This window comes from Flavobacteriales bacterium, assembly GCA_016712535.1.
Lineage (GTDB): Bacteria > Bacteroidota > Bacteroidia > Flavobacteriales_F > PHOS-HE28 > PHOS-HE28.
The window spans coordinates 923,099-945,569 of the sequence record JADJQW010000002.1; the positions used below are offsets into that span (position 1 = coordinate 923,099).

Genomic DNA, 22,471 nt, shown 5'->3' on the forward strand with positions numbered 1-22,471 from the left:
GTCCATCAGAAGTATCGCGGTGTCTTGATGCGCACCAGGTCCTTGCCGAAGTCGATTCCGAGCATCACCTCATGGCTGCCGCTGGTGTAGCTGCGAAGCTTCGAGGTGGTCATGTCGTAGGCATAGCCGACGCGCAATTGCGGGCTGATCTGGTATTCCACCATGGCCACCAGGGCATCACCGGAGCGGTAGCCCAGGCCGAGCCACACGCGCTCGCGGTAGAGCACGTTGCAGTTGATGTCCGCCTCCACCGGTGCGTTGGGGGTGTACTTCACCAAGGTGCTGGGCTTGATGTCGAGGCTCTCGCCCAGAGGGAGCACCTTGCCGGCGTGCAGGTAGTAGTGCTGCGTGAAGTAGTGGTCGAATCCGCCCGGCGCATCGAGCGTGATGCGGCCATCGGCAGCGTAGATCGTGGGCACGCTCAGCCCCAAGTAGCTGGTTCGGTCGTACCAGTACAGGCCGAATCCGAATTTGCCCAGCGGCGCATTCACAATGTCCTGCTGGTAGAGCGGGTCGGCGGCATCCCAATGGCGCAGTTCACTCACGCGGGCGCTGTAGATGGAGACGCCGGCGCGCAGTCCGAGCGCCAGTTTGCTGTGCTTGCCAACACGGAGGTGATAGGCGTAGTGACCGCTCAGGTCCAGGTCGCGGCTCACTCCGATCTGGTCATGCACAAGCGAGAAGCCAAGGCCCATCTTGTTGCTCATCAATGGACCATCGATGGCGAGCATGCTGGTGCGCGGTGCACCTTCCACCTGCATCCATTGGCTGCGGTGAAGCAGGCTGCTGCTCGCATAGCCATGGCTGCCCGCATAGGCGGGATTGAGGAAGAGCCCGTTGAACATGTACTGGCTCACCATCACCTCCTGCTGTGCGCTGGCGGCAATTGCCGCAGCGAGCGCTGCGAGGACCAGGTAAAGTCGTGCGTGCTTCATGAGCGTTGGCGTTAGCGGCGCAGGTCAACGTAGCCCTGCAGGGTGCGCTGTCCGTTGTTGATGCTGAGGATGACGAAGTAGGTTCCGTTGGGCAGCGGCTCTCCTTTGGCGTTGTCGCCGGCCCAGTCGTTCTTATAGTTCAGCTGCTCCATCACTACGTTGCCCCAGCGATTGAGCACGGTGAGCAGATTGCCCGGGTAAGCATCGAGGCCTTGCACCATGAAGAAATCGTTGTGCCCATCGCCATTCGGCGTGAAGCCCGTGGGCATCACCAGGTCGTTGGGCTCTTCAAGGGTGAAGGAGCGCGTGGCCGTGCAGCCGTTGGCATCGGTGATGGTCACGGTGTAGGTGCCCGCCGGGAGGCCGCTCTGGTTGCTGGCGGTGCTGCCATTCGACCACAGGTAGCTGTATGGTTGAGTTCCGCCGCTCGCCAGGATGCCCACGCTGCCATCGCTTCCGCCGAAGGTGCTCACTTCGAAACCGCCAGTGTAGCTGCTCACGTTCGCCTCAATGGCGATCTCGGCGCCCTCGGTTACTGTCCATTGCCCGCTCCATGCGCAGCCGTTGGCATCGGTCACGGCGACGCTGTAACTGCCGCCGCTCGCGCCGATGAGGTCTTCGGCAGTGCTGCCGTTGCTCCAAGCGAAGCTGAGCGGGGAGGTGCCGCTGATCACTTCAAGGTCAATGGCTCCTGTAGCGGCGCCATTGCAGAGCACATTGCTCACCATGGCCTGCGCGGCCACTCCAGGCGTGTTCTCGATCATGGTGCTGGCCTGTGCGGTGCAGCCGTTGGCATCCGTTACGAGCACGTCGTACGTGCCGCTGTTCAGTCCGTCGAGGTCCTCCGCGATGCTGCCGTTGCTCCATGAGTAGGCATACGGAGCGGTTCCACCTGTTGCGCTCAGCGCGATCGCGCCGTTCGCGTTTCCGCACGAGGCCATCGTGGGCTGTGCATCAGCGACTAAGGACTGCGGCTCAGTGAGGGTGGTGCATGATTGCGCAGCGCACCCGTTCGTATCAGTGATGCTCAGGCAGTAGGAACCCGCAGCGAGCCCTTCGATCTGCGGGTCGTTGCTCGTGAATCCGCCGGGCCCTGCCCATTGCAGCGAGTAAGCGCCGAATCCGCCGGATATGCTTGCAGCAATGGCTCCATCGATCGCGCCTGCGCAGCTGATGCCGGCACCGTTGAAGTCCGATGGCGTGAGCGTTGCGGTGATCGGCGGTGGCGCCTCGATCACATGATTCTGCGTGATGGTGCAGCCGTTCATGTCGGTGATGGTCACGGTGTAGGTGCCGCTTGTCAGGCCGCTGAGGTCATCGTTGTTCGAGCTGAAGCCGTTCGGGCCGTTCCACAGGACAACGTATCCGCCATTGCCGCCGCCATAGCTCAGGTCGATGGATCCGTCGGCGCTTCCAGCGCAATTCACGCCATAGCCATTATAGGTGCTGAGCACCGCGCTGACCTGTAGTGCGCTGTCGGGCTGCGTCAGGGTCATCGTGGTCGCGAAAGCGCACTGGTTCGCATCCGTCACCACGAGCTCATAAGCGTAGGTCCCCGCTGGCAGATTGAAGATGTCCTCGCTGCTGAAGGCGAGGCTGTCCGGCCCGCGCCAATCGAAGACGTAAGGGCCGGTGCCGCCAGTGATCTCGGCATCGATCCATCCATCAGAAGCACCGAAGCAGCTCACATTGGTGCCGCTGGGGTATACGCTAGCGCTGAGTTGGGCATCGATTTGCGTGCTCGGCTCCGTGAGCGTCACGAGCGTGTCCATCATGCAGCCGTTCAGGTCGGTGATGGAGATCAGGTATTCACCGGCCACGAGCGCATTGTTGACCAGGGAGCTGGAGCTGAATCCGCCCGGACCGCTTATGTCCACGGTGAAGGGCGCGGACCCGCCAACGGGCGCGAGCTCGATCACGCCGCTGCTGTCGCCGAGGCATTGCAGGTTGTAGAGGCCATAGAAGGAAACGTAGGTGCCGCTATTGATCGGATCCGGACCGACGAGCACTGCTTCGAAACTGCCATTGCAGCCAAGTGCGTCGTTCACGCTCAACAGATACTCGCCCGCTGCCAGGTTGCCGAGATCCTCATCGGAGCTGAGGAAGCCATCGGGGCCGACCCAGTTGAAGCTGTACGGGGCTGCGCCGCCGCTGAGATCGAGGTCAATGCTGCCATTCGCATCGGTAGCGCAGGCGCTGCTCGTGTAGATGAATGAGGCCGCCATCGGCTCGGGTGCGGTCAGGGTGAAGGCCTCAGTGCTCACGCATCCGTTCGCGTCGGCCACGGTCAGTTCGTAGTCGCCCGCATCCAAGCCGGTGATCGAGGTCTGCGTGCTCGCGAACCCGTTCGGGCCCGTCCAGCCGACGGAATACGGTGCTTGCCCGCCGCTGATGAGCGCCGATGCGCTGCCATCGCTGCCGTTGCAGCTCACGGGGAATCCGCCCAGATCAGCGATATCGATGAGCACATCCAGCACTTGCGGTTCCACCATCTGCACGCTGGCGGATCCAGTGCACCCGTTGGTGTCCGTGGCGATTGCCGTATAAGCGCCGGCGCTGAGCCCGAAGATCTGCGCATCGTTGCTTGAGTATCCATCCGGACCGCTCCAGTCGAAGGTGTAGCCCGCCGTTCCGCCAGTGGCGCTGACTGTGGCGCTGCCGATGCTGAGACCCGCGCACGGAATGGTGTAGCCTCCGGTGAAGACCGTGGCCGTGATGCTCGCCATCACCGGCTGCGGCTCGATCAGGTCGATCAACGCGGTCGTGGTGCATCCATGGGCATCCGTTACCAGCACGCTGTAGGCTCCCGCGAGCAGCCCTGCCGGTGAAGCATCGTTCGAGGCGAATCCGTTCGGGCCGCTCCAGAGGAACGAATGAGGCGCTTCGCCGCCAGCAACGCTCAAGGCGATTGCGCCATCGGAAGCCCCGTTGCAGCTCGGCTGCTGTGAAGCGGCGGCATTGGCCAGGATGGCTTGTGGCTCATCCAAAGTGATGCTCGTAGTGGCCGTGCATCCATGGGCATCGGTTACGGTCACGCTATAGCTGCCGGCTCCGAGGCCTGTTAGGTCCTCGGTGCTGGCGCCATTGCTCCAGGCCATGGAGAAGGGCCCGGTGCCGCCGGTGGCGGCGAGGTCAACCGAACCGTCCATCGCGCCCTGGCAGCTCACGTTGCTGTTGTTGATCACCGCGGCTTGGGCGACCGCCAGCAGCGGCGCCGGGGCGGTGAGCACCGCAAGTGCATTCGCCGTGCAGCCGTTCGCATCGGTCACCACCGCTTGGTAGCCGCCTGGGAGCAGTCCGTTGATGTCTTCCGTCAATGCTGCGAACCCGAGCCCATCGCTCCAAACGATGCCGTATGGGCCAACGCCTCCGGTGATGCTCAGGTCAATGGAGCCATCGCTTGCCGAGGCGCATGAGATGTTCGTGCCATCGGGCCAGGCGAAGGCGGTCGCATTCGCGATCAATGCCGGCGGTTCCGTCAGCGTGATGCTCGCGCTGGTGCTGCATCCATTCGCGTCAGTGACGTTCACCGAGTAATCGCCAGCGGATAGCCCCGAGATGCTTGCAGCATTCGAGTTGAAGCCGTTTGGCCCTGACCAGGCTGTTGAGAAGGGTCCCGCTCCTCCGGTGAGGATCAGGTTGATCTCGCCATCGGATCCGCCGTTGCAGCTCAGGCCGAAGCCGTTCGCCGAGGAGGCCACTGTGCTGGCGGTGAGCGCATCCGGTGCGATGATGGTTGCTTGCTGCGTGAGGCTGCAGCCGTTGCCATCCGTGACCTGCACCGTGTAGGTTCCGGGCTCCAGGTTGCTGATGTCCTCGTCGGTGCTGGCGAAGCCGTTCGGACCGTTCCAGCTGAAGTTGTAGGCGCCGCTGCCGCCTTGTGCACTGAGGTTGATCGCGCCATCGCTGGCACCGGCGCATGTTGTGCCGAAACCGTTGTGGTCGGTCACGTCCAATCCGGCTTGAAGGCCGCCAGGCTGGGAAACGGTGTAGCCGTTCACGAACTGGCATCCATTGGCATCGATCACGATCACGATGTAGGTGCCTGCACCGATGCCGCTTATGTCCTGCGTGCTTGCACTGAAGCCGCTTGCCGAGCTCCAGATGTAGGAGTACGGCGCCGTGCCGCCAGTTACGGTGAGGTCGATGGCGCCGGTGAGGCTGCCTTGGCACGCGGCGGGCGATATGGTCACGGCAGCACTGATCGGCACAGGTTGCGTGATCACGATGCTTGCGCTCACCGCGCATCCCAGCGCATCGTTGGCCTGCAGGTGATACGTTCCGGGGCTCAGGTTGAAGAGGTCCTCGATGACATTGCTGTTGCCGAAGTCGTCCGACCACACCGGCGAGTAGGGCGGCAAGCCGCCGGTGAGCGTGAGGTTGATCGATCCGTTGTTCATGCCCGCGCAGGTGATCTGCGATGTGGCGAACTGTGCTTGCAGCGGCGCGGCAGCTCCAAGGATCTCAACGGGAACGTACTTCTCGTGGTCGCAGCCGTTGTTATCGACCACCAAGGCCAAGTACATTCCAGGGGCCAGGCCTGTGGCCGTGAGGCCCGTTTGCGGTGGCGTGGTGTTCCATGTGATCGTGTAGGAACCGCTGCCGCCGCTGACATCGAGGGTGGCCGATCCATCGTTGAGGCCGAAGCAGCTCTCGTGGGTCACGCTCTCGGCATATGCCCACACTTCGGACTGTGGGCCGCCGATCGAGGCATCGGCCTGCGCGGTGCAGCCGTTGGCATCGATTACCGAGACGGCATAGGTCCCTTGCGCCAGGCCAATGGCATTGCTGGCCAATTGCGCGGGCGAGGTGTTCCACGAATAGAAGTACGGTGCCGTGCCCCCGATCGCTTGGGCTTGGGCCGACCCTTGCAACCCATCATGGCACAGCACATCGGTGGTGGCTGTGATTTCGACGCCAAGTGCTTGAGCGGGCTCGCTGATGGTGACTTCGGCTTGGACCGTGCAGCCATAGCCATCAGTGATTGACACCGTGTAGATGCCTGCGCTCAGCCCATTGGCTGTTGCACTGCTTTGGAGGGGAGCGCTGTTCCAGCTGAAGCTGTATGGCGGCATCCCGCCCGCGATGCCGGCCGTGGCACTGCCATTGGTGCTGCCCACGCATGTGGCATGCTGAGCATCGCTGATCGATGGCACCAGTGGTGCGCTCTCCACCATCGTGAATCCGCCCGTGGCATTGCAGCCGTTGGCATCCGTTACACTGACCGTGTACGTCCCTGCGGCAAGCCCGGAGAGGTTCTGGCTGGAGCTGGTGAATCCATTCGGGCTGCTCCATTGCGTGGCATAGGGGCCTGTTCCGCCCGCGATGCTCAGGCCGATGGTGCCCGTGCTTCCACCGTTGCATGCGATGTTCTGGCCGAACGGCAGGATCGATGGGCTGAGCGTGAGTGCCAAGGGGGCGGGGCTTCCCATGCTGAACCCTTGTGCGCCCGCGCAGCCGAACGCATCGGTGACGGATACGGTGTAGCTGCCAGGGCCGATGTTCACCAGGTCCTCACTGCTGGCGCTGAATCCGTTCGGGCCGCTCCACAAGTAGGTGTATGGCGCGTATCCGCCATTCACGCTGATGTTGATGGCGCCGTTGGAGCTGCCATCGCAGAGCGGCTGGGTCACCGTGCCGGTGATGGCAGGATTGCTCACGCGCACCAAGCGGCTTACCGTGCGCGCGCAGGTCCCCTCGTTGATCACCACGGTGTAATTGGTGTTCGAAGCGGGAGATGCGACTGGGTTGGGGCAATCGGTGCAGCTCAGTCCGGTGCTCGGTGTCCATGAATAGGCCAGGCCGCCCTGGATGCTGAATTGCGTGCTGCCGCCATAGCAGATGGTCTGCGTGGCGCCAGGCGAGACAATGGCGATGAGCGTATCCTCAATGGCGAAGTCAATCGAGTCGATCACGAAGCCAGCGCAGTTCGGATTGCCAAGGAGTATCCGCAGGTGCTCGGCGGGCTCCATTACGGCGTCGGCGGTCGGGTCGACGTATTCTTCCGCGAAGGCCGCACCTCCCGGTATGGTGATGGTCTTGGCAGCATTGGGGTTCACGTTGCCGATGGGGGTGTAGTCCGTTCCGTTCGCGGCCGTGCCTTGCAGATAGTACGTGAGCGTGAGCGGGTCGGGAATTACAGGGTCGCGCGTGAATCGGATCCAGCCTGGGTTGCAGCCTTCCACCATGTTGGCAGTGCCGTTCACGGTGCGCGTGCTCAGCGAGACATCGGGGCTTTGGATGCGCTCGATGAACACCCAGCTATCGAATTTGCGATCGCTCGCATCGGCCACCACGAGCTTCAGGTGGTAGGTCTGGCAAGGCTGCACAAGGCTGTGGGCCACGAGGCCGGTGGTGTATCCGTCCATCTGCATCTGCTGGCCACCGGCGTTGTACTGGTAGTACGTGCTGTTCTGGCCTGCGTTCACGCTGTTGATCGCCACAGGAGCGCTCGTGCCCGGGATCAAGGCGATGTTGCGGTCATTCCCGATGCCGGGGTCACCCGTGATGCCCGGCCCGCTGATGAAGAACCCGAACACATCGTTGTACTGTGAGCCCACCCATTCGTTGTACTCTTCACTGCCGAACACGAACTGGAAGCTCAGGCTGTCGCCGCTCGGGATGATGTCGAACTCGAAGAGGCAGGCATCGCGCGTGCTCCTTCCGGTCACCGTGTTGAGCAGCGTGCTGCCCGAGGTCCCCTGCTGGAAGGTCTTGTTCTCCGCGTCGTTCGGGCCATAGGCATCGGAAATGCGCCCGCTGGTGAGGATCACGCCGCTCTCCAAGCCGAGCAGGCTTCCGGAGTAGCTGAATTCCCCGAATCCCTGCTCATGGCAGTTGATCGATGGGTTGCTGATCTGCACTCCTCGGCCACTGATGGACTCGGCCAGTTGCACCAGGTCCGTTTGTGGATTGACAGTGAGCTGTGCGCTTGCGGTTGACCCTGAAAGCGCGATGCCGGCAACGAGGCCGGGGCGGAGGTAGGGAAGGCTGCTCTTCATCGGCTTATCGATTGCGGGCTTGAGCGCATGCGGCTTCAGCAGCCGCTAATCCTCCCGCCAACTCTTCGCGATTCGATCGCAAGTGCTGCGCATCCAACAGGTGCATGGCGCGTTGTACCGCAGCGCTCTTCGGTTCACCCGGCTCTGGCTCGAAAACGAGCAAGCCGGCTGGGACGCAGGCGAAGACCAGCCGCAGATCCGTTCTGCCTTTGAGCATTGCTTGAAGGGCGTCGCGATCCTTGCTGGTAAGGCCTTCGATCCGCACAGTGCAGGCATTCGGTTCAGGTGATGATGATTGCGCCGCGCATGGGGCATCCACTAGGAAGAGGCACGCGATTGCTGCCGCGAAACCAAGGCCAGCTATTCTATTCATGGTCCTGTCGTTCAGGGTCTTGCGGATGAGCAGTCCGCAGCGACCGGGCGTTTTCCGGGCGACTTATACATAGAGGCGTTCAGGAAGGTTCCGGTCACGGATCGATGGATCCCCGGCAACAAGTCGCCGAGCTGGCGCGGAACAACGATGGATCCGGTCAGCCCTTTCGGGCAAGGAGCACGGCATGCAAAGCGATGCCGCCGGCTACGCTCACATTCAGCGAGCCGATTTCACCGGACATTGGGATGCGTGCCAAGGCATCGGCCATGCGCAGCACCGGGTCGGAGACGCCCTCGCCTTCATCGCCCAGCACCACGACCAAGGGTCCGCTCAGGTCGGTGGCATGCAGGTCCGCATTTCCTTTTTCGGTCAATGCCACGACGCGGAGCCCATGCGCGCGCGCGCGGTTCAATCCTTCGCTCAGCCGGGATACCCGGCACACCGGTTTGCGCATCAAGGCACCTGCGCTGCTCTTCACAGCATCGCTTCCCAAGCGCGCCGTTCCTTGCTTGGGCACCAGCAGCGCATGCGCGCCGAAGCACTCGGCACTGCGTGCGATGGCGCCCAGGTTGCGCACGTCGGTCACACCGTCGAGCGCCACGATCAAGGGCGTTTCGCCACGTTCATACGCCATCGTGATCACTTCATCCAGGTCCTGCTCATCGACAGGGCTGAGCAAGGCGATCACACCTTGGTGCTCGGTCTTGGTGAGCCGGTCGAGCTTCTCCACCGGTACGGGCTGCCAAGGAATGCCGCGATCCAGGGCCAAAGCGCGGATTTCACGGATCCCATCGCCGCCGGCCTCGCGGCGCAACAAGAGCTTCTCCACGTTCTTGCCAGCACGGATCGCCTCGATCACCGCGTGTGTCCCGCATACCAGATCCTTGTCGCGCATTCGTGTTGTCTGACCGTGATGATCTTGATCCGATTCAACTTGCCGATTGACGTCCGTCCCTTCCAGAGCGCAACCGCTTCGCCTCAGTTCTGGTAAACCCTTCCGTTCCTCCAGCTCTCCACGTTGCGGTACCAGGCTCCTTTCAACGTGGCATCGCGCTCCAGCCAGAGATCGTTTTCGGTGAACGCGCTCTTGCGGCGCACGAAGTTGAAGGTGAGGCTCATGATGTTGTTCTCCTCGCCGTAGGTCCAGGTCTCACCGCGATCGCTGCGGTAGATGGTGCTCGGCGTGCCGAAGATGATATGCACCAATCCCCGGTCGGTGCGCCAGCCCTCGGTGAGCGCGCTGAAGTGGCGATTGGCGTTCTCGGCGCGTCCGTAATAGATTCGAATGGCTTCGCGCGCACGCTCGCGGTCGCCGGAGGCATCGATCCAGAAGCGCTCCACGGCCTTTCGCGTATCCGCTTCCTTGCTGATACGCTCGAATTCCTGCATGCTGGTGATGAAGCGCAAGGGCTTCAAGAGGTCCTCGCCATGATCGACCCATGGAAAAGCCTTGTCGAGCAGGAATAGGGTATAGCCCGGGGCGATCCCCGAGGCGAGCGAATCCAATGCGAAGTGATAGATGCCGGCCTTCATCGCCGGGAGTTCCAGGCGGCCGCTTGGATCAAGCGCTACGCGGAAGCTGCTGTCAGGGGGCAGGATCGTTCCGCTCACGTGCCTCAGTACTGAACACCGGCGTGGGCATGCCTTGGGGCATGGGGTATCGGGTGGCGCGCAGCGTAGCGCCGGCCAGGGCCTCGTTACGCAGGGCAATGGGCGCTCCGGCGGGCTGATGGTCGCTGAAGAGCGGGAGGCCGTTGGCCGGGTCGATGGGCATGAAATGCTGGCGCGCCATGGCGTCGCTCCCATCCACGCGAATCAGCACGGCGCTCTCGTTGTCGCGGTGCAGGTCACGGGCCACCACCTTCACCACGAAGCTGGCACCGCTTTTCCGGTTCATCGGAATGCTGCCGATGAGCTCGCGTTCTTCGGTGGGAGCGCTGCTCGCGTCCTGGACCAGGGTGCTGGCGCTATCGAGCAGTTCCCGCGATTCCCAATTCGCGAAGCTCCCATAGGAGACGCGCGCACGAGCCTTGAATGGACCGCCACCATCGGCTTTGTAGAGCAGATCAGCGGTGTTCAATTTGAAGTAGAGCATCGACCGCTCCTCGTCCAGGTGATGCACGCGGGCGTCGAGGCGGATGCTGGCCGGTCCTTTCCCATAGACATGCACGAGGTTGTCGCGCTGCAGTATGGGAGCGCTGCCGCGGCATGAGGCAATCACGACGGCTGCGATGAGGTATGCTCGGGCTGGGTGTGTCATGGCTCTTCCCCGCTGGATCTCACGAGCAGCTTTTCGTTGAGGCCTTTGTTGGTCTTCGCACCGAGCGTCTTTAGCATCTCCACTTGGCGCACCAGGCTGCCGGGCCCGTCGCTCAGCTTGCTAAGGGCTTTCTCGTAGTTGTCGTTGGCTTCCTTCACGCTCTTGCCGATACGGCCGAGATCGACCGTGAAGCCTTCGAACTTGTCGTAAAGCCGGCCAGCACGTTCGGCGATTTCCAAGTGGTGGCGGGCAATGCGCTCATTCTTCCAGATGCCATGGATGGTGCGCAAGGTGGCCATCAGCGTGGTATGCGTCACCATGACCACCTGCCTGTCATACGCTTCCTGGAACACCTCGGGCCGTTCTCGCAGCGCGAGCAGGAATGCGGGCTCAATGGGCACGAACATCAGCACGAAGTCGACGCTCTGGACCCCGTAGAGCTTCGTGTAGTCCTTCTCGGCCAAGCCCTTCGCATGCGCACGGATGCTCTCGACGAAGAGCTTCATCATCCGGTCCCGTTCCGCATCATCCTCAGCCGATGCGAATCGCTCGTAATGCAGCAGGCTCACCTTGCTGTCGACGATCAAGTGCTTGCCTTCGGGCAGCATCACCACGGCGTCCGGCCGCAAGCGCGAGCCATCGGCCAGCGTGGTGCTCTCCTGCATGGTGTACTCCTGGCCCTTGACCAAGCCTGACGATTCGAGCAGCTTCTCCAAGAGCATCTCTCCCCAAGCACCTTGGGCCTGCGAGTCGCCTTTCAAGGCACGGGTAAGGTCGCTGGCATCCCGGCTCAGCTTCTGGTTCTGCTCCACCAGCCGGGCCACCTCGCTCTTCAATGCGAAGCGCTGCCGGCCTTCTTCGTCGTATGCTCTCTGCACCTTTTCCTCGAAGTCCTTGATGCGCTCCTGCAAGGGTTTCAGGATATCGGTGAGTCGGCCCTGATGCTGATCGTTGAGCTCCTTGCCGCGCTGGGCCAGCAAGCGGTTCGAGATCATCTCGAACTCGGTGGCCATGCGCTTCTGCATCTCATCCAGCTCGGCTTTCTGATGTTCAAGCCGTTCTTGCGCGTGCTTACCGCGCTCCTGCTCCGCTGCGAGCTGGGCGGCGAGGCTGGTCACTTCCTTGGCGCGGTCGTCGGCACGTCTGGTCTGCTCCGCGAGCTGTGCTTGCACCAGGGCGTTTTCCGCTTGATGCGCCGCGCGGAGCGAATCGAGTGCGCGGGCTTCGGCTTGATGCGCCCGCCAGGCGCTCAGCGCATAGCCCGCGATGATGCCGAGGAGGAGGCCGATGGCGATGCCGGGAAGCATGGCCCCGAAGGTAGTTCGGGTGGCGACCTCAATTGTCGAGGATCACCACGAGCGCGCCCACAGGCACTTCTGTGAAGAGGGCGATCACGTCAGCGTTGCGCATGCGCACGCAGCCGCGAGAGCTGGGCGTGCCTACCGATCGCTCGTTGGCAGTTCCGTGGATATAGATGTAACGGTCGTAGCTGTCGAGCCCTTGGCCCCTGTTGACGCCATGTTCCAGGCCATCGAGCCATAGGATCCGCGATGTGATCCAGTCCTTGTCCACGCCGCTGAAGTCGGGGTCGGCGAGCTGTCCGGTGAATTCGCGGTCCTTGAGTATGCCCAGCGGGGGAACGTCTGCGCCGTGCTTCTCTGCCACACGATGCAATCCCGTTGGCGTGCGGAAGCTGTCCTGGGAGCTACCGAGGCCATTGCTGCTGGTGGCAACAGGGAAATCCGCCAGCAGAAGGCCGTCGCGCACATGGAACAGCCGCTGGCGGCGCACGGAGATGTAGAGCAGGTCGCGTTGGCGGGGTGCATCGGGATAGCGCGCGGCCATGTACTCCAACAGCAGGTCCGCGATGCCTTGCTTGGGGTGCATGGCCGGCATGGGCGCTTGCGCAAGCAGGGTATCGGCCAGCAGGAGCAATGGGATCAATAGCAATGCGCGCACGGCGCGAAGTTCAGCCCGCGCCGGCGAGGAATCACTCCGGCCCCTTCTCATGCATCAGCTTCTCGATGTCCGCGATGAGGCGGTCGGTCTCTGCTGCGGTGGTACCATCGTAGAACCCGCGCAAGCGCCGCTGTTTGTCCACGAGCACGAGGTTCTCGGTATGCACGAAATCCTGAAGGCCGCCATCGCCTTCGTCGAGGCAGGCGAAGTAGCTGCGTCGCGCGAGCCGGTAGATCTGTTCCCGGTCGCCTGTGAGGAAATGCCATTGGTCGGGATCGGCCCCATGCAACGCGGCATAGGCGGCCAGCACGGGCACGCTGTCCGCTTCGGGCGTCACCGAGTGGGAGAGGATCATGAGCCGCGCATCACCGGGATAGGCCTGCTGCACGCGCGCGAGGTTCTTGGTCATCTTGGGGCAGATGGTCGGGCAGGTGGTGAAGAAGAAGTCAGCGACGATGATGCGTCCTTCCGCTGTGGCGAGGGTGATCGTGTCTCCTCGCTGATCGATCAGTTCGAAATCGCTGATGTGGTGGTCGCCCTCGGCCAAGCGCACGTCAGCATCCACCAGGCGCGGATTGATCTGCTTGGGGTGGAGCACAGGCAGCGTATCGCCGGGCCGTATGATGAAGTAGCCAGCGATGACGAGCCCTGCGGCGATGACCGAGAAGGCAGTGATGCGGAGCAGCAACGGGTTCAAGCGCTCAAAGGTCGCGCAGGTTCGCCGTATACGTGAATGAGCCGATCCATCGGTGCGTGGGCCACGCCTTGTCGCGCTCGCGGTCGTGAATGATGGATGCGCTGATCGAATGGCCTTTCGACAGCTTGTATTGCGTGCCGAACTGCCAGCGGGTGCCGAAGTAGGACCAGCCCTTGTAGCCGGCCCATGTGAAGAACTCGACGCTGAGCTCCGGATCGAATTTCCATTTCGGGATGTTGTAGCCAAGCTGGAAACGGTTGCGGAACACTTCGCGCTGCCCGCCCCATTCGATGAAGCTATGCTGATAGATGAAGCGGTACTCTGCCGTGGCGCGGCCGACCTCCTTCTGCAATTCGGCCTGCACGATGCTGCGGTTGCGCAATCCGGGAGATCCGGTGCGCCCGGCGAAGCGGTGCTCCACGGCCAGTGCCAGCCATTTCCTGGGCTTGAAGCGCAGGTTCACGTCGAGGTAGATCTGCCGGCCGGCGAAGAACACATCAGCGCTGCGGTACCCCAGCTCTCCGCGCACGCGGAAACGATCATAGCGCCTGCCTAACAGACCGTGCAACGATTCGGGCAGGCGCGTGCTCACCGCGCCGGAGACCCAGAGCTCCTGGCGCTGCACTGGGCGCAAGGGCTCTTGTGCTGCCGCAGCAAGGGCGACAAGCAGCGCCGCTGAGAGGACGGTCTTCCGGGCGCGGAATGTCCTCATCGCGCGCTCAGTAGTTGCGGATGGTGATCGTCCCAACGTTCACCACTTGCTTGCGGCCGGTGATGGTCGCATCGAGGTACACGCCTTCCTCACCGCTCGGGCAGCTCTGGCATTCACTGATCGCGTACAGCCGGTAATCGCCTTTGCGCAGCCAGGCGAAGCGGAACTCTCCGTTGGGACCGGTCCGGGTATCGTCATCGGCGTATTCACCATCTCCATAGATGATGGCCACGCGCGCATCAGCAACAGGATAAGGCTGCCCCTGCGCGGAGGAACCGTTGTAGAGCTGCTCGTAGAGCAAGCCGCGGATCTCAGCGCGGCCGCCCTCACCCGGCTCCTTGCTGCAGCTCACCAGCACGGTGGAGCTGATGAGCGCTACCAGCCATATGTTCTTCCTCATCGATTTCCTGTTAAGAAGCGGTAAAGGTAGAGGGTGATTCACTGCCGGTTCCGGGTTTCGCGAAAGCCCGGTCCAGGCCAGGCCGCATGAAGAACTGGTCGCGGGGAACGAGAAAGCCCTTCCTTGCGGAAGGGCTTCCGTCGTGCACGGCCAAATCCTTGATCAGCCAATGGGAACCTCCCTTCCAATCCTATCGGCCTGCGGCTTGGTCATGCAAACGTTCGCGCATAGCACGCCGGACGAGAGACCGATGTTCAACTTGGCCATGGGGGTGCGGGCATTCTCCCTGCGTGAGAAGCCGCGCATCGTCCTGAACTGGTGCTTCCGGGCGTTCATGAATCGGGTGCGATGATCCGGTCACGCGAAGTGAGCATCTCTGGCCGAAGCAGTTCATGATTGGCGTCAAGTGCTTGGCTGATGCCGAACAGGAGGGCGGTTGGCGGTTGAGATCCATTGTGGAAAAGAAAGGGAAGCGGCTTGGCCCATGACGCCGCAGTCTGATACTTTGCCCCACGAACAGCGAAAGAGCCCAAGACCGAAATGACCTTCACTGCACAGATTGACGACCTGACCACAGCCCTGCGCCACACGCGTTCTCGTTTGCTGGCACCAGTGGATCCCTTCCAGAACCAACTGCCGCGCGACCCGGAGATCTTCATCGAGGACACGCTCTATTACGTGATGGATCAATGGGCGGCGGACCTCCGTGCTCAAGGCATCGTTCTCGAAGAGGATACTGCTTGGGCCGATGCCAAGAGCCATTATCCGCGCTATGTGCTTCGCATGGCGGGCGGGAATGCGGTGCAGCTGCACTTCACCGGCGAATACCCGCAATCGCTCTTCTTGAGCATCAGCAAGGGATTCCGCAACGGCCAGCAGTTCAGCGATGCGCGGCACCTGCAGATCGAGCTGCCCATCACCACGGATGCGAATGCCCTGCTAGCCAGCTTGCTCGATGGCTTGAAGAGCGCGAACGTGTGATCGCTCGTCGGGATCATTCATCCCACACCTTCACGCGGCCGTCATCCGCCGCATTCGCCTTCGCACTGTGCAGCAGTGCACCAAGGCCTCGGCTTGGCGGCGGTGCCGGCGATCTGGCCAGCACGCCATCGTTGAGCAGGTAGAAAGCCGGCAGGCTCACGATGCGCCAATCGTCGCGTAATTGCTGCTCGGCTTCGGCGTGCAGCCAGATGAACGACATGCCGGGACGCTGCTCCGTATAGCGCCGAGCGGCATCGAGCTCGCTGTCCAAGGAGATCGCGATCACCGGCACGGCATCTCCGTATTCCTTGTGAAGGGACTCCAGTCCTTGGAGCTCCTGATCGCAGTAGGTGCACCATGCGGCAGTGACCACGACGCACACCGGTCCCTTCATCAGGCTATCGAGAGAAGCATGGCGCCCAGTGAGGTCTTGCACGCGCGCAGGTGGCAGGGCTTCGCCAACATGCATGGCTGTGAGGTCCCAGTAAGCATTGGCCGCGATGCGCCGATGCTCCAGGTGAAGCGAGCCTTCTGACAATCGCTTGAGGATCGCCAGCGCGCTTGCCCTCACCACGGATGGCCCATGGAACTGCTGATGCAGCAAATCGATGAGGACCAGCTCGCAGAGCCGATCGTCCTTGAGGAAATCGCTTCGTGCCAGCACGGCCTTCAGGCTGTCAGCATCGGCCAGTGCATAGGCGCGCATCAGCGCTGGGCCGTGCAGCCGATGAGCCATCGCGAGCTGCTCGGCGAAGAAGCTGCGGATGAAGCGTGCGTATTCCGGGTTGTCGTACTGGACCGGCTTCCCGCCGATGCAAGCCTTGAAAAGCTCCGCCTCGTTCACGCGCGGGCCGTGGCGCAATCCGGCGAAGCTGTAGGTGAGGTACTGATCGAACCAAGGGTCCTTCACATCGCGGTAGAAATTGCGGACCCGCAACTCAAAGCTGTCGATGCGCGCCTTGCTGAAAGCGGGCATCACGAAGAGCGTGGGCGGACGACGGACGGTATCCGTTTCCGTGGCCTCTTTCCTCATCACAGGTAGGGCCTGCATGCCGGCCGCCTCGTCCGTGGCAAGGTCCTCTGCGATGAACCCATCGATGCGCGAGTTGAGGTCGCTGGTGAGCGCGTTGATATCGAGCGGGTCAAGGTCGCTGAAGGAGAGCTCGGTGCGCATGGTGCCGCTGACCGTCCGAGCGGTGCGGGCATCCGGCGGATTGAACGTGACGATGTACCGCGCCCCGGACCTCGCATACAGGTCGCCATGGACATCGCCGATGCGGATCCGCAGGCGCGCTGTACCGATCACGTTCCCTTGGAGCTCTGCGTTCCCGCCAGCGTCCAACAGTGCACTGCCGATTCGCACCGCGCGCAGCGTGTAGAGGTCATCATAGCGGTACAACTGGGCCACCTGGCTGGCATAAGCTGGCGCCTGGAGCCGGATCACGGTTTCTTGCGCCCAGCCATTCATGACACCAAGGGCAAAGCAGATGGCGATGACCCTCTTCATGGCAGCTTCGTCATTACTCCCGGAGGCACTAACGCGGAAACATCGGCGCCATTGGCCAGCAGCTCCCGGACGATAGTGCTGCTGATGTGCGCGTGCTCAGGGGCAGACGGCAGGAAGATGGTCTCCACCTCAGAGAGATTCCGGTTCATCAAAGCGATGCTGCGCTCATAGCCATGGTCGGTGCTGTTGCGCAGGCCGCGGACGATGAAGCCGGCGCCAACGCGCTTGCAGAGGTCAACGGTGAGGCCGGTGAAGGAAACCACTTCCACTTTCGGCTCCGCGGTGAAGGCCAGGCGCGCCCAGGCTAGACGCTGTTCTTCCGAGAATAGCGTTCGCTTCGTGCTGTTCACCCCAACGCCGATCACCAGCTTCCTGAACAGCGGAAGCGCGCGATGCACGATGCTCACATGCCCGATGGTGATCGGGTCGAAGGTGCCGGGGAAGACGGCGATGGGGGCTGTCATGCTGAGGCGTCGTTGGCGGTTTCTTTTTGTCCGAAGAAGCTGAACTGCACCAGTCCGTAGCTCCGCTGTGATCGGAATCCGGGCAGGTGCACTAGGCTCACCCGTTCGGAATGCTCCACGATGAGGAGCCCTTCCGCGCCGAGCAGCCCTTGCTCCCGCACCAAGGTAGGCAGCCGCTCGATGCTCTCCATCGCGAAGGGGGGGTCAGCGAACACGATGTCGAACGGACCCATGGCCGAGCGCAGGTAGGTGAACACGTCAGCGCGCACCCGGTGCCAGCGCGATTCGCCGAGTTCTTCCGCCAAGCGGCCCATGTAATCGTGCAAGCGCCGATCGCTCTCCACGCTCACGACTTCATCTGCGCCTTGCGAGAGGAATTCCAGTGAGATGTTGCCCGTGCCGGCAAAGAGGTCGAGCACGCGCACGCCAACCAGCGGTACCTCATTCCGCAGCACATTGAAAAGGCCCTCCTTCGCATAGTCGGTGGTGGGCCGGGCATCGGTTCCCGGAGGAGGATGGATACGGCGATTGCGGTATTTGCCGCCTATGACGCGCATGCGAACTGCTCGAGAAGGGCCAGCCAACGCTGTGGCGTCGTGCCCGGGTCCTCGGCATGGCCGATCCATGGGGCTACGGCCGCACGTGAATGCTGGAAGTAACGCTGCAGCAGGTCCTGCTCGTGTTGCGTGAGGTGCGTGCCGCCGTAGCAGAGATCAAGGTCAGCTGGTCGGATGCCGCTGCCGTCGGCGGCGAGCAAGGCGTAGTACAGCACATCCTGAGAGCTGCGAGCAGGATACGAATTGCACAGCAGCAACCGGCCGCGATCGGCAAGGGCGCAATCAAGCCGGTCGTGTCCGCGGTGAATCAGCAGCACGGGGCCGTCGGATGAGCGAGCCAGTGCGCCGCGCGCCATCAACGATTGCATAGGCACTGGCCGGGCACTAGGGAAACGGTCGAGCACGGTGCGCTCAAGCTCGTCGTCGTGGAGGTAGACGCAAACGGCTCCCAGGCTCTCGACGGCTTCCGTGCGCATGGCACCGGTCGGAAGGCCGCCATGGACCAATCTCAAATGCTGAGCCTCCGTGCCCGGGGTCAGGGCCGATTCTGGAACGAAAGCGCTCCATTCCGGCAACGTCACGAAGCTGGTCGCTATCTGCTGCGCAGGCAGCGCATCCGCATCCAACGCCCCGTGCCCATCGGACCAATGCAGCGCCACGGGCACTCCAGTATCCACGTCGTGCACGCACCAAGCGCACTGGGCATGGTTGATCAAGATGCTCAAGTGCCAAGCCCGTTCGCGGGAAGGCGCATAGCGCGGCGCGCTCCAGCCACCGCTCTTCATGACCTCACTCGCGCCAGTTGCCGTCGTCGGTGGGCTTCTCCATGCTTCCGAACTGCAAGGTGTCGCCGGCCACCAAGGGACTCGGGTCTTTGCAGAGCAGCACCGGCGCATTTCGTCCGCTAACGGCCAGCATCCCGGCTTTCAGGATGAAGGGCTTGCGTGTGACGGGCGAGTAGATGAAGCTATCAGGGCTGAATGGGAAAACGCGCCCCTCCAGCGCCTTACGTGTTCGGAAGGTGCTGTCCAGCACGCTCACTTGGATGGTGTCACGAACGATCAAACCGAGCTCGAGCGCCCTCGCTTCCGTTAGCGTGTCAGGCACCTGGCCGATGGCACGGATCACCGGGTAGGTACCTTGCTTGACGAAGTCCCGAAGCACCTCAAGGTTCCCTGTATATGCTCCGTTCGCCAGCTTGTACTTCCGCTGCGCTTCCCGGACATCGGTCAGGGCTTGCTTGATCTTGTCGTCATAGGCGCGCTTGGCTTCGCGCGATTCGATCTCGCTGGCTACCGAACGGTAGTTGCGGAATGCGAGGAACAAGGCCGCGGCCGCGCAAAGCAGGCCGACCGCCACGCCGGCCTTACGCGAAAGGATGCCCATTTGGAGCAGCAATGCCATAGCTCCAGTAAGCAGCGTCAGGAAAGCGCCCAGCTTCACCCATACATTCTGCCCATCCATCACAGCCAGGATGAACACGATGCCGCCGAGGATGATCAACAAGACGGGAAATACGTAGCCGCCAATGCTCTTCATGGTTGTTAGGGGTCTGCGAGGCGGCCAAAAGTAGGATAATTTCACCCCATGCTACGGCGCGTTCGCTAGCTGCGGAGCGCCGTTTCCCGTGAAGATGCCGCACCAACGAAATGCCGGGCACTTGGCCATTACCGAGCGCGTCCGCGAAGGCTTGGGGCATGCGCCAACGGGGGGGCAGGAGCGTGCGATCGATGCGATCGCTCGCTTGATCGCAACGCCTCAGTCCATGGCGACACTGATCCTGAAGGGCTATGCCGGCACCGGAAAGACGACCCTGCTCGGAGCCACGGTGATCGCGCTGCGGAAGCAGCGCACACCAGTGGTGCTGCTCGCGCCCACGGGCCGTGCTGCCAAAGTGCTGGCGGCGCACGCGCTCAAGGATGCGAGCACGATTCACCGGCGCATCTACCGCGTGGGTGAAGAGGCGGATGGGTTATCCCTTGGCCTAGCACCGAACAAGGATGCAGGCGCGCTCTTCATCGTCGATGAGGCGAGCATGATCGGAGGGCCTTCCATGGATGAGGGCTTCGGTTCGCGCGACCTGCTCAGCGACCTGCTCGAGCACGTGTTCATGGCTCCTGGTTGCAAATTGCTGCTGGTCGGTGATCCAGCACAGCTGCCTCCGGTCGGGAGCGACCGCAGCCCTGCTCTTAGCGTTCAGGCCCTGAGGAGGATCGGTTTGATGGCTGGTGCGGTGGAGCTCACCGAGGTGGTTCGGCAAGAGGAGGCATCGGGCATCCTTCGCAATGCAACTGATCTGAGGGCACTGCTCACGAGCACTGCTCTTGCGCCAGCGTCGGTTCATCAGGAAGCAGGAAGTGCAATCCCGCGTTTCACCCCATTCGCGGATGTCATTCGAACAGATGGCCACGACTTGCAGGATGCGCTGGAGAGCGCCTATGCCCGAGACGGTGACGAGGAAGTGTGCGTGATCACGCGCAGCAATAAGCGTGCGTACCTCTACAATCAGCAGGTCCGTGCCCTTATCCACGGCTATGAAGAGGAGCTGAGCCCCGGTGACCGCCTCATGGTCGTGAAGAACAACTACCTGTGGGCCGGGGTCAACGGGAAACCTGAGCTCATCGCCAACGGTGAACCGATCACCGTGAAGCGGATGCATCGCACTGAGGAACGATACGGGCTGCGTTTCGCGGACCTTACCGTAGGCTGGTGGAGCGGCAAGGTGGATCGTGAGCTTGAGGTGAAAGTGATGCTCGACACGCTGGCTGCTGAATCACCGGCACTGCCTTCACCGCGCATGAAGCTCCTTCTGCAGAGCGTTCGGGCCGCCCATGTCGGCAAGCCGCGCCGTGAGCAGATGAGGCTGATGCGTGAGGACCCGTACGCGAATGCGCTCCAGGTGAAGTACGCCTATGCCGTCACCTGCCACAAGGCACAGGGCGGGCAATGGCGTACGGTGTTCGTGGATCAGGGCTACATCACGGAGGAGATGGTCGACAGCGAGTACCTGAGATGGCTCTACACCGCGGTAACGCGGGCCACCGACCGGTTGCATCTGCTCAACTTCCATCCTCGCTTCTGGGGCGATCAGGACTGAACGCGAGCTTCACCGAAGCCATATGGCATCGAGAGGCACGGGCGCTGCAAGGCTCACGATGTGCGCATCGCCTATCAGGAAGGTGCGCACGTGGTAAGCACTGGCGGCCATGCTCACGAACTCCGGGTGCGAAGCGCGCATGGAATTCGAGCCATCCTCGACCCGCATCTCCTTCAGGTCCTCCATGATCCCTACGCCGCTGGCCTTCAGCACGGCCTCCTTGCGCGTCCATAACTCAAGGAAGCGCCTCTTGCGCGCTGGCCCATCCAGCACTTGAAGGGCAACCACCTCTTCTTCTGTGAAGTAATGGCCGGCGACGGCATCGTGATCCACGCGACGGGTCATGGTCTCCAGATCGATGCCGAGGTCAGCTCGTTCGGTGAAGCCCACGAGCACGGCATCCTTGGTGTCACTGAAGTTGAACCGTGCCGAATGACCTTCGATGAACGGTTTCCCATGCGTGCTGCGGCCATAGCGGATCTCGCTTGGCGCTATTCCCATTGCAGCAGCCAGGGTTTCTCGCAGGAAGCCATGACCAAGCACGAAGCGCTCACGGTCGGCCTCGAACCGGAAGCGCTCAGCGCGTATGCGCTCATCCGGATCGAGCAGGGCCTTATAACGGTCGGAAGCGGCGCGCAGCTCCGCGATGGAAGCGAGCCAGAGCTTCGCTTCTCCGGTTCGCGGCTGGTCCGGTTTTCCGGCCTGCCGATCCATGCGTTCGGTACGGGAGCAATGGAGCATGATCTCCAGGGACGCCATGCTGCGAAGAAAGGCGTGGATCAGCACTCAAACTCCTCGAGCAGCTGGCGGATCAATGCCGTGAGCTCGCGAGACTTCGATTTCACGATGGATACGTGGTCGCAGTCCATTTCCCGTATCACGAAGCGGCCTTGGGCAAGCATGTACCAGCCAAGGTCGGTTGGGCCCCATCCATCCGCAGCGCGGATCAGTGCCAGATGGCCACCATAGGGCTTGGGCTGGTACAGTGAAATAGCATGACTGTATGTCCGGATGATGTGGAAGTGATTGAGCTTCCCTTTCAACGGAATCCCATGGCGCAGCCGGTGGTCAACGACTTGGGCGGCTATGAGGTCCTTGAGCACATTCAGGTAGTTGCGACCATGATCCATGGCATCCTGATGGAGGGCTGGGGCATATGCGTCAATGATGATCAGCAACGGAGGACGCTCGCCGGCTGCGGCCATTTGCTGTGCCATCTCATACGCTACCACGCCGCCGAAGGAATAACCGCAAATGATCGCAGGGCCGCTCGGAACAGCCGTTCGCAGGTCAGCCAGGTAGCGGCTAGCGATGGCCTCCACCGTTTTCAGCGGTATGCGTTGACCATCATCGCCTTGATGCTTGAGGGCGTAAACAGGACGGTCCGATTCAAGGAAAACCGGGACTTGCCGGCTGGCTTCGTCGCATAGCACGAGCACCAAAGGCGTTCGTGATCCCTGGGTCCTGAGTTTGAGCAGGTAGTTCCTAGGCAAGCAGGGTTCCGGGGTTTGCGGGCAAAGTAACCGTG

19 protein-coding genes are annotated in these 22,471 nt (G+C 62.2%); 2 read left to right on the plus strand and 17 right to left on the minus strand.

Annotation, left to right across the window (positions count from 1 at the left end; translation table 11 throughout):
- Positions 1–5: 5 nt before the first annotated feature.
- The 10 genes from IPK70_03805 to IPK70_03850 all read right to left on the minus strand — a co-directional run bounded on the left by IPK70_03805 (position 6) and on the right by IPK70_03850 (position 14,337).
- A complete protein-coding gene (locus IPK70_03805; protein MBK8226283.1) occupies positions 6–935 on the minus strand; it encodes a type IX secretion system membrane protein PorP/SprF in 930 nt (309 codons plus the stop codon).
- Positions 936–946: 11 nt separating this feature from the next.
- Positions 947–7,936, minus strand: coding sequence for a choice-of-anchor L domain-containing protein (locus IPK70_03810; protein MBK8226284.1), 6,990 nt, complete (start codon positions 7,934–7,936; stop codon positions 947–949).
- Between the two features lie 530 nt (positions 7,937–8,466).
- Positions 8,467–9,204, minus strand: coding sequence for a 23S rRNA (guanosine(2251)-2'-O)-methyltransferase RlmB (gene rlmB / locus IPK70_03815; GenBank protein MBK8226285.1), 738 nt, complete (start codon positions 9,202–9,204; stop codon positions 8,467–8,469).
- Positions 9,205–9,287: 83 nt separating this feature from the next.
- Positions 9,288–9,920 carry a GWxTD domain-containing protein gene (locus IPK70_03820; GenBank protein ID MBK8226286.1) on the minus strand — a complete coding sequence of 211 codons (633 nt, stop codon included), beginning with the start codon at positions 9,918–9,920 and terminating at the stop codon, positions 9,288–9,290.
- Positions 9,895–10,569 (minus strand): hypothetical protein, encoded by a 675-nt coding sequence (locus tag IPK70_03825; GenBank protein MBK8226287.1) that lies wholly within the window; start codon positions 10,567–10,569, stop codon positions 9,895–9,897. The genes IPK70_03820 and IPK70_03825 overlap by 26 nt, the downstream gene beginning before the upstream one ends.
- The gene (rmuC, locus tag IPK70_03830; protein MBK8226288.1) at positions 10,566–11,876 is read right to left on the minus strand and encodes a DNA recombination protein RmuC; all 1,311 of its coding nucleotides are present in this window, start codon (positions 11,874–11,876) and stop codon (positions 10,566–10,568) included. Before rmuC ends, IPK70_03825 begins: the two co-directional genes overlap by 4 nt.
- Before the next feature lie 28 nt (positions 11,877–11,904).
- Positions 11,905–12,465, minus strand: coding sequence for a L,D-transpeptidase (locus IPK70_03835; protein ID MBK8226289.1), 561 nt, complete (start codon positions 12,463–12,465; stop codon positions 11,905–11,907).
- Positions 12,466–12,559: 94 nt separating this feature from the next.
- Positions 12,560–13,225 (minus strand): SCO family protein, encoded by a 666-nt coding sequence (locus tag IPK70_03840; GenBank protein MBK8226290.1) that lies wholly within the window; start codon positions 13,223–13,225, stop codon positions 12,560–12,562.
- Between the two features lie 4 nt (positions 13,226–13,229).
- Positions 13,230–13,937: a DUF2490 domain-containing protein gene (locus IPK70_03845; protein MBK8226291.1), complete on the minus strand. Its 708-nt coding sequence runs from the start codon at positions 13,935–13,937 to the stop codon at positions 13,230–13,232.
- 7 nt (positions 13,938–13,944) lie between these two features.
- On the minus strand, positions 13,945–14,337 hold the full coding sequence (locus IPK70_03850) for a hypothetical protein (GenBank protein MBK8226292.1): 393 nt from the start codon (positions 14,335–14,337) through the stop codon (positions 13,945–13,947).
- Positions 14,338–14,877: 540 nt separating this feature from the next.
- Here IPK70_03850 and IPK70_03855 point away from each other — a divergent pair.
- A complete protein-coding gene (locus IPK70_03855) occupies positions 14,878–15,318 on the plus strand; it encodes a hypothetical protein (protein MBK8226293.1) in 441 nt (146 codons plus the stop codon).
- 13 nt (positions 15,319–15,331) lie between these two features.
- Here the strand turns inward: IPK70_03855 and IPK70_03860 are convergent, their stop codons facing one another.
- Genes IPK70_03860 through IPK70_03880 form a run of 5 tightly spaced genes read right to left on the minus strand, consistent with a single transcriptional unit; the run spans position 15,332 to position 19,385 of the window.
- The gene (locus IPK70_03860; protein MBK8226294.1) at positions 15,332–16,825 is read right to left on the minus strand and encodes a TlpA family protein disulfide reductase; all 1,494 of its coding nucleotides are present in this window, start codon (positions 16,823–16,825) and stop codon (positions 15,332–15,334) included.
- Positions 16,822–17,289, minus strand: coding sequence for a pantetheine-phosphate adenylyltransferase (coaD, locus tag IPK70_03865; GenBank protein ID MBK8226295.1), 468 nt, complete (start codon positions 17,287–17,289; stop codon positions 16,822–16,824). Before coaD ends, IPK70_03860 begins: the two co-directional genes overlap by 4 nt.
- Positions 17,286–17,846 carry an RsmD family RNA methyltransferase gene (locus tag IPK70_03870; protein MBK8226296.1) on the minus strand — a complete coding sequence of 187 codons (561 nt, stop codon included), beginning with the start codon at positions 17,844–17,846 and terminating at the stop codon, positions 17,286–17,288. The genes coaD and IPK70_03870 overlap by 4 nt, the downstream gene beginning before the upstream one ends.
- On the minus strand, positions 17,834–18,631 hold the full coding sequence (locus IPK70_03875; GenBank protein ID MBK8226297.1) for a DUF3822 family protein: 798 nt from the start codon (positions 18,629–18,631) through the stop codon (positions 17,834–17,836). The genes IPK70_03870 and IPK70_03875 overlap by 13 nt, the downstream gene beginning before the upstream one ends.
- A 4-nt stretch (positions 18,632–18,635) precedes the next feature.
- Entirely contained in the window at positions 18,636–19,385 is a 750-nt protein-coding gene (locus IPK70_03880; GenBank protein MBK8226298.1) for a hypothetical protein, read from the minus strand.
- Positions 19,386–19,479: 94 nt separating this feature from the next.
- Here IPK70_03880 and IPK70_03885 point away from each other — a divergent pair, with 94 nt between their 5' ends.
- Positions 19,480–20,943, plus strand: a complete 1,464-nt coding sequence (locus IPK70_03885) for an AAA family ATPase (protein ID MBK8226299.1) — start codon at positions 19,480–19,482, stop codon at positions 20,941–20,943.
- A gap of 9 nt (positions 20,944–20,952) precedes the next feature.
- Here IPK70_03885 and IPK70_03890 read toward each other — a convergent pair whose 3' ends face one another.
- Positions 20,953–21,702: a 4'-phosphopantetheinyl transferase superfamily protein gene (locus IPK70_03890; protein ID MBK8226300.1), complete on the minus strand. Its 750-nt coding sequence runs from the start codon at positions 21,700–21,702 to the stop codon at positions 20,953–20,955.
- Between the two features lie 20 nt (positions 21,703–21,722).
- Positions 21,723–22,436 carry a hypothetical protein gene (locus tag IPK70_03895; GenBank protein MBK8226301.1) on the minus strand — a complete coding sequence of 238 codons (714 nt, stop codon included), beginning with the start codon at positions 22,434–22,436 and terminating at the stop codon, positions 21,723–21,725.
- Positions 22,437–22,471 lie beyond the last annotated feature (35 nt).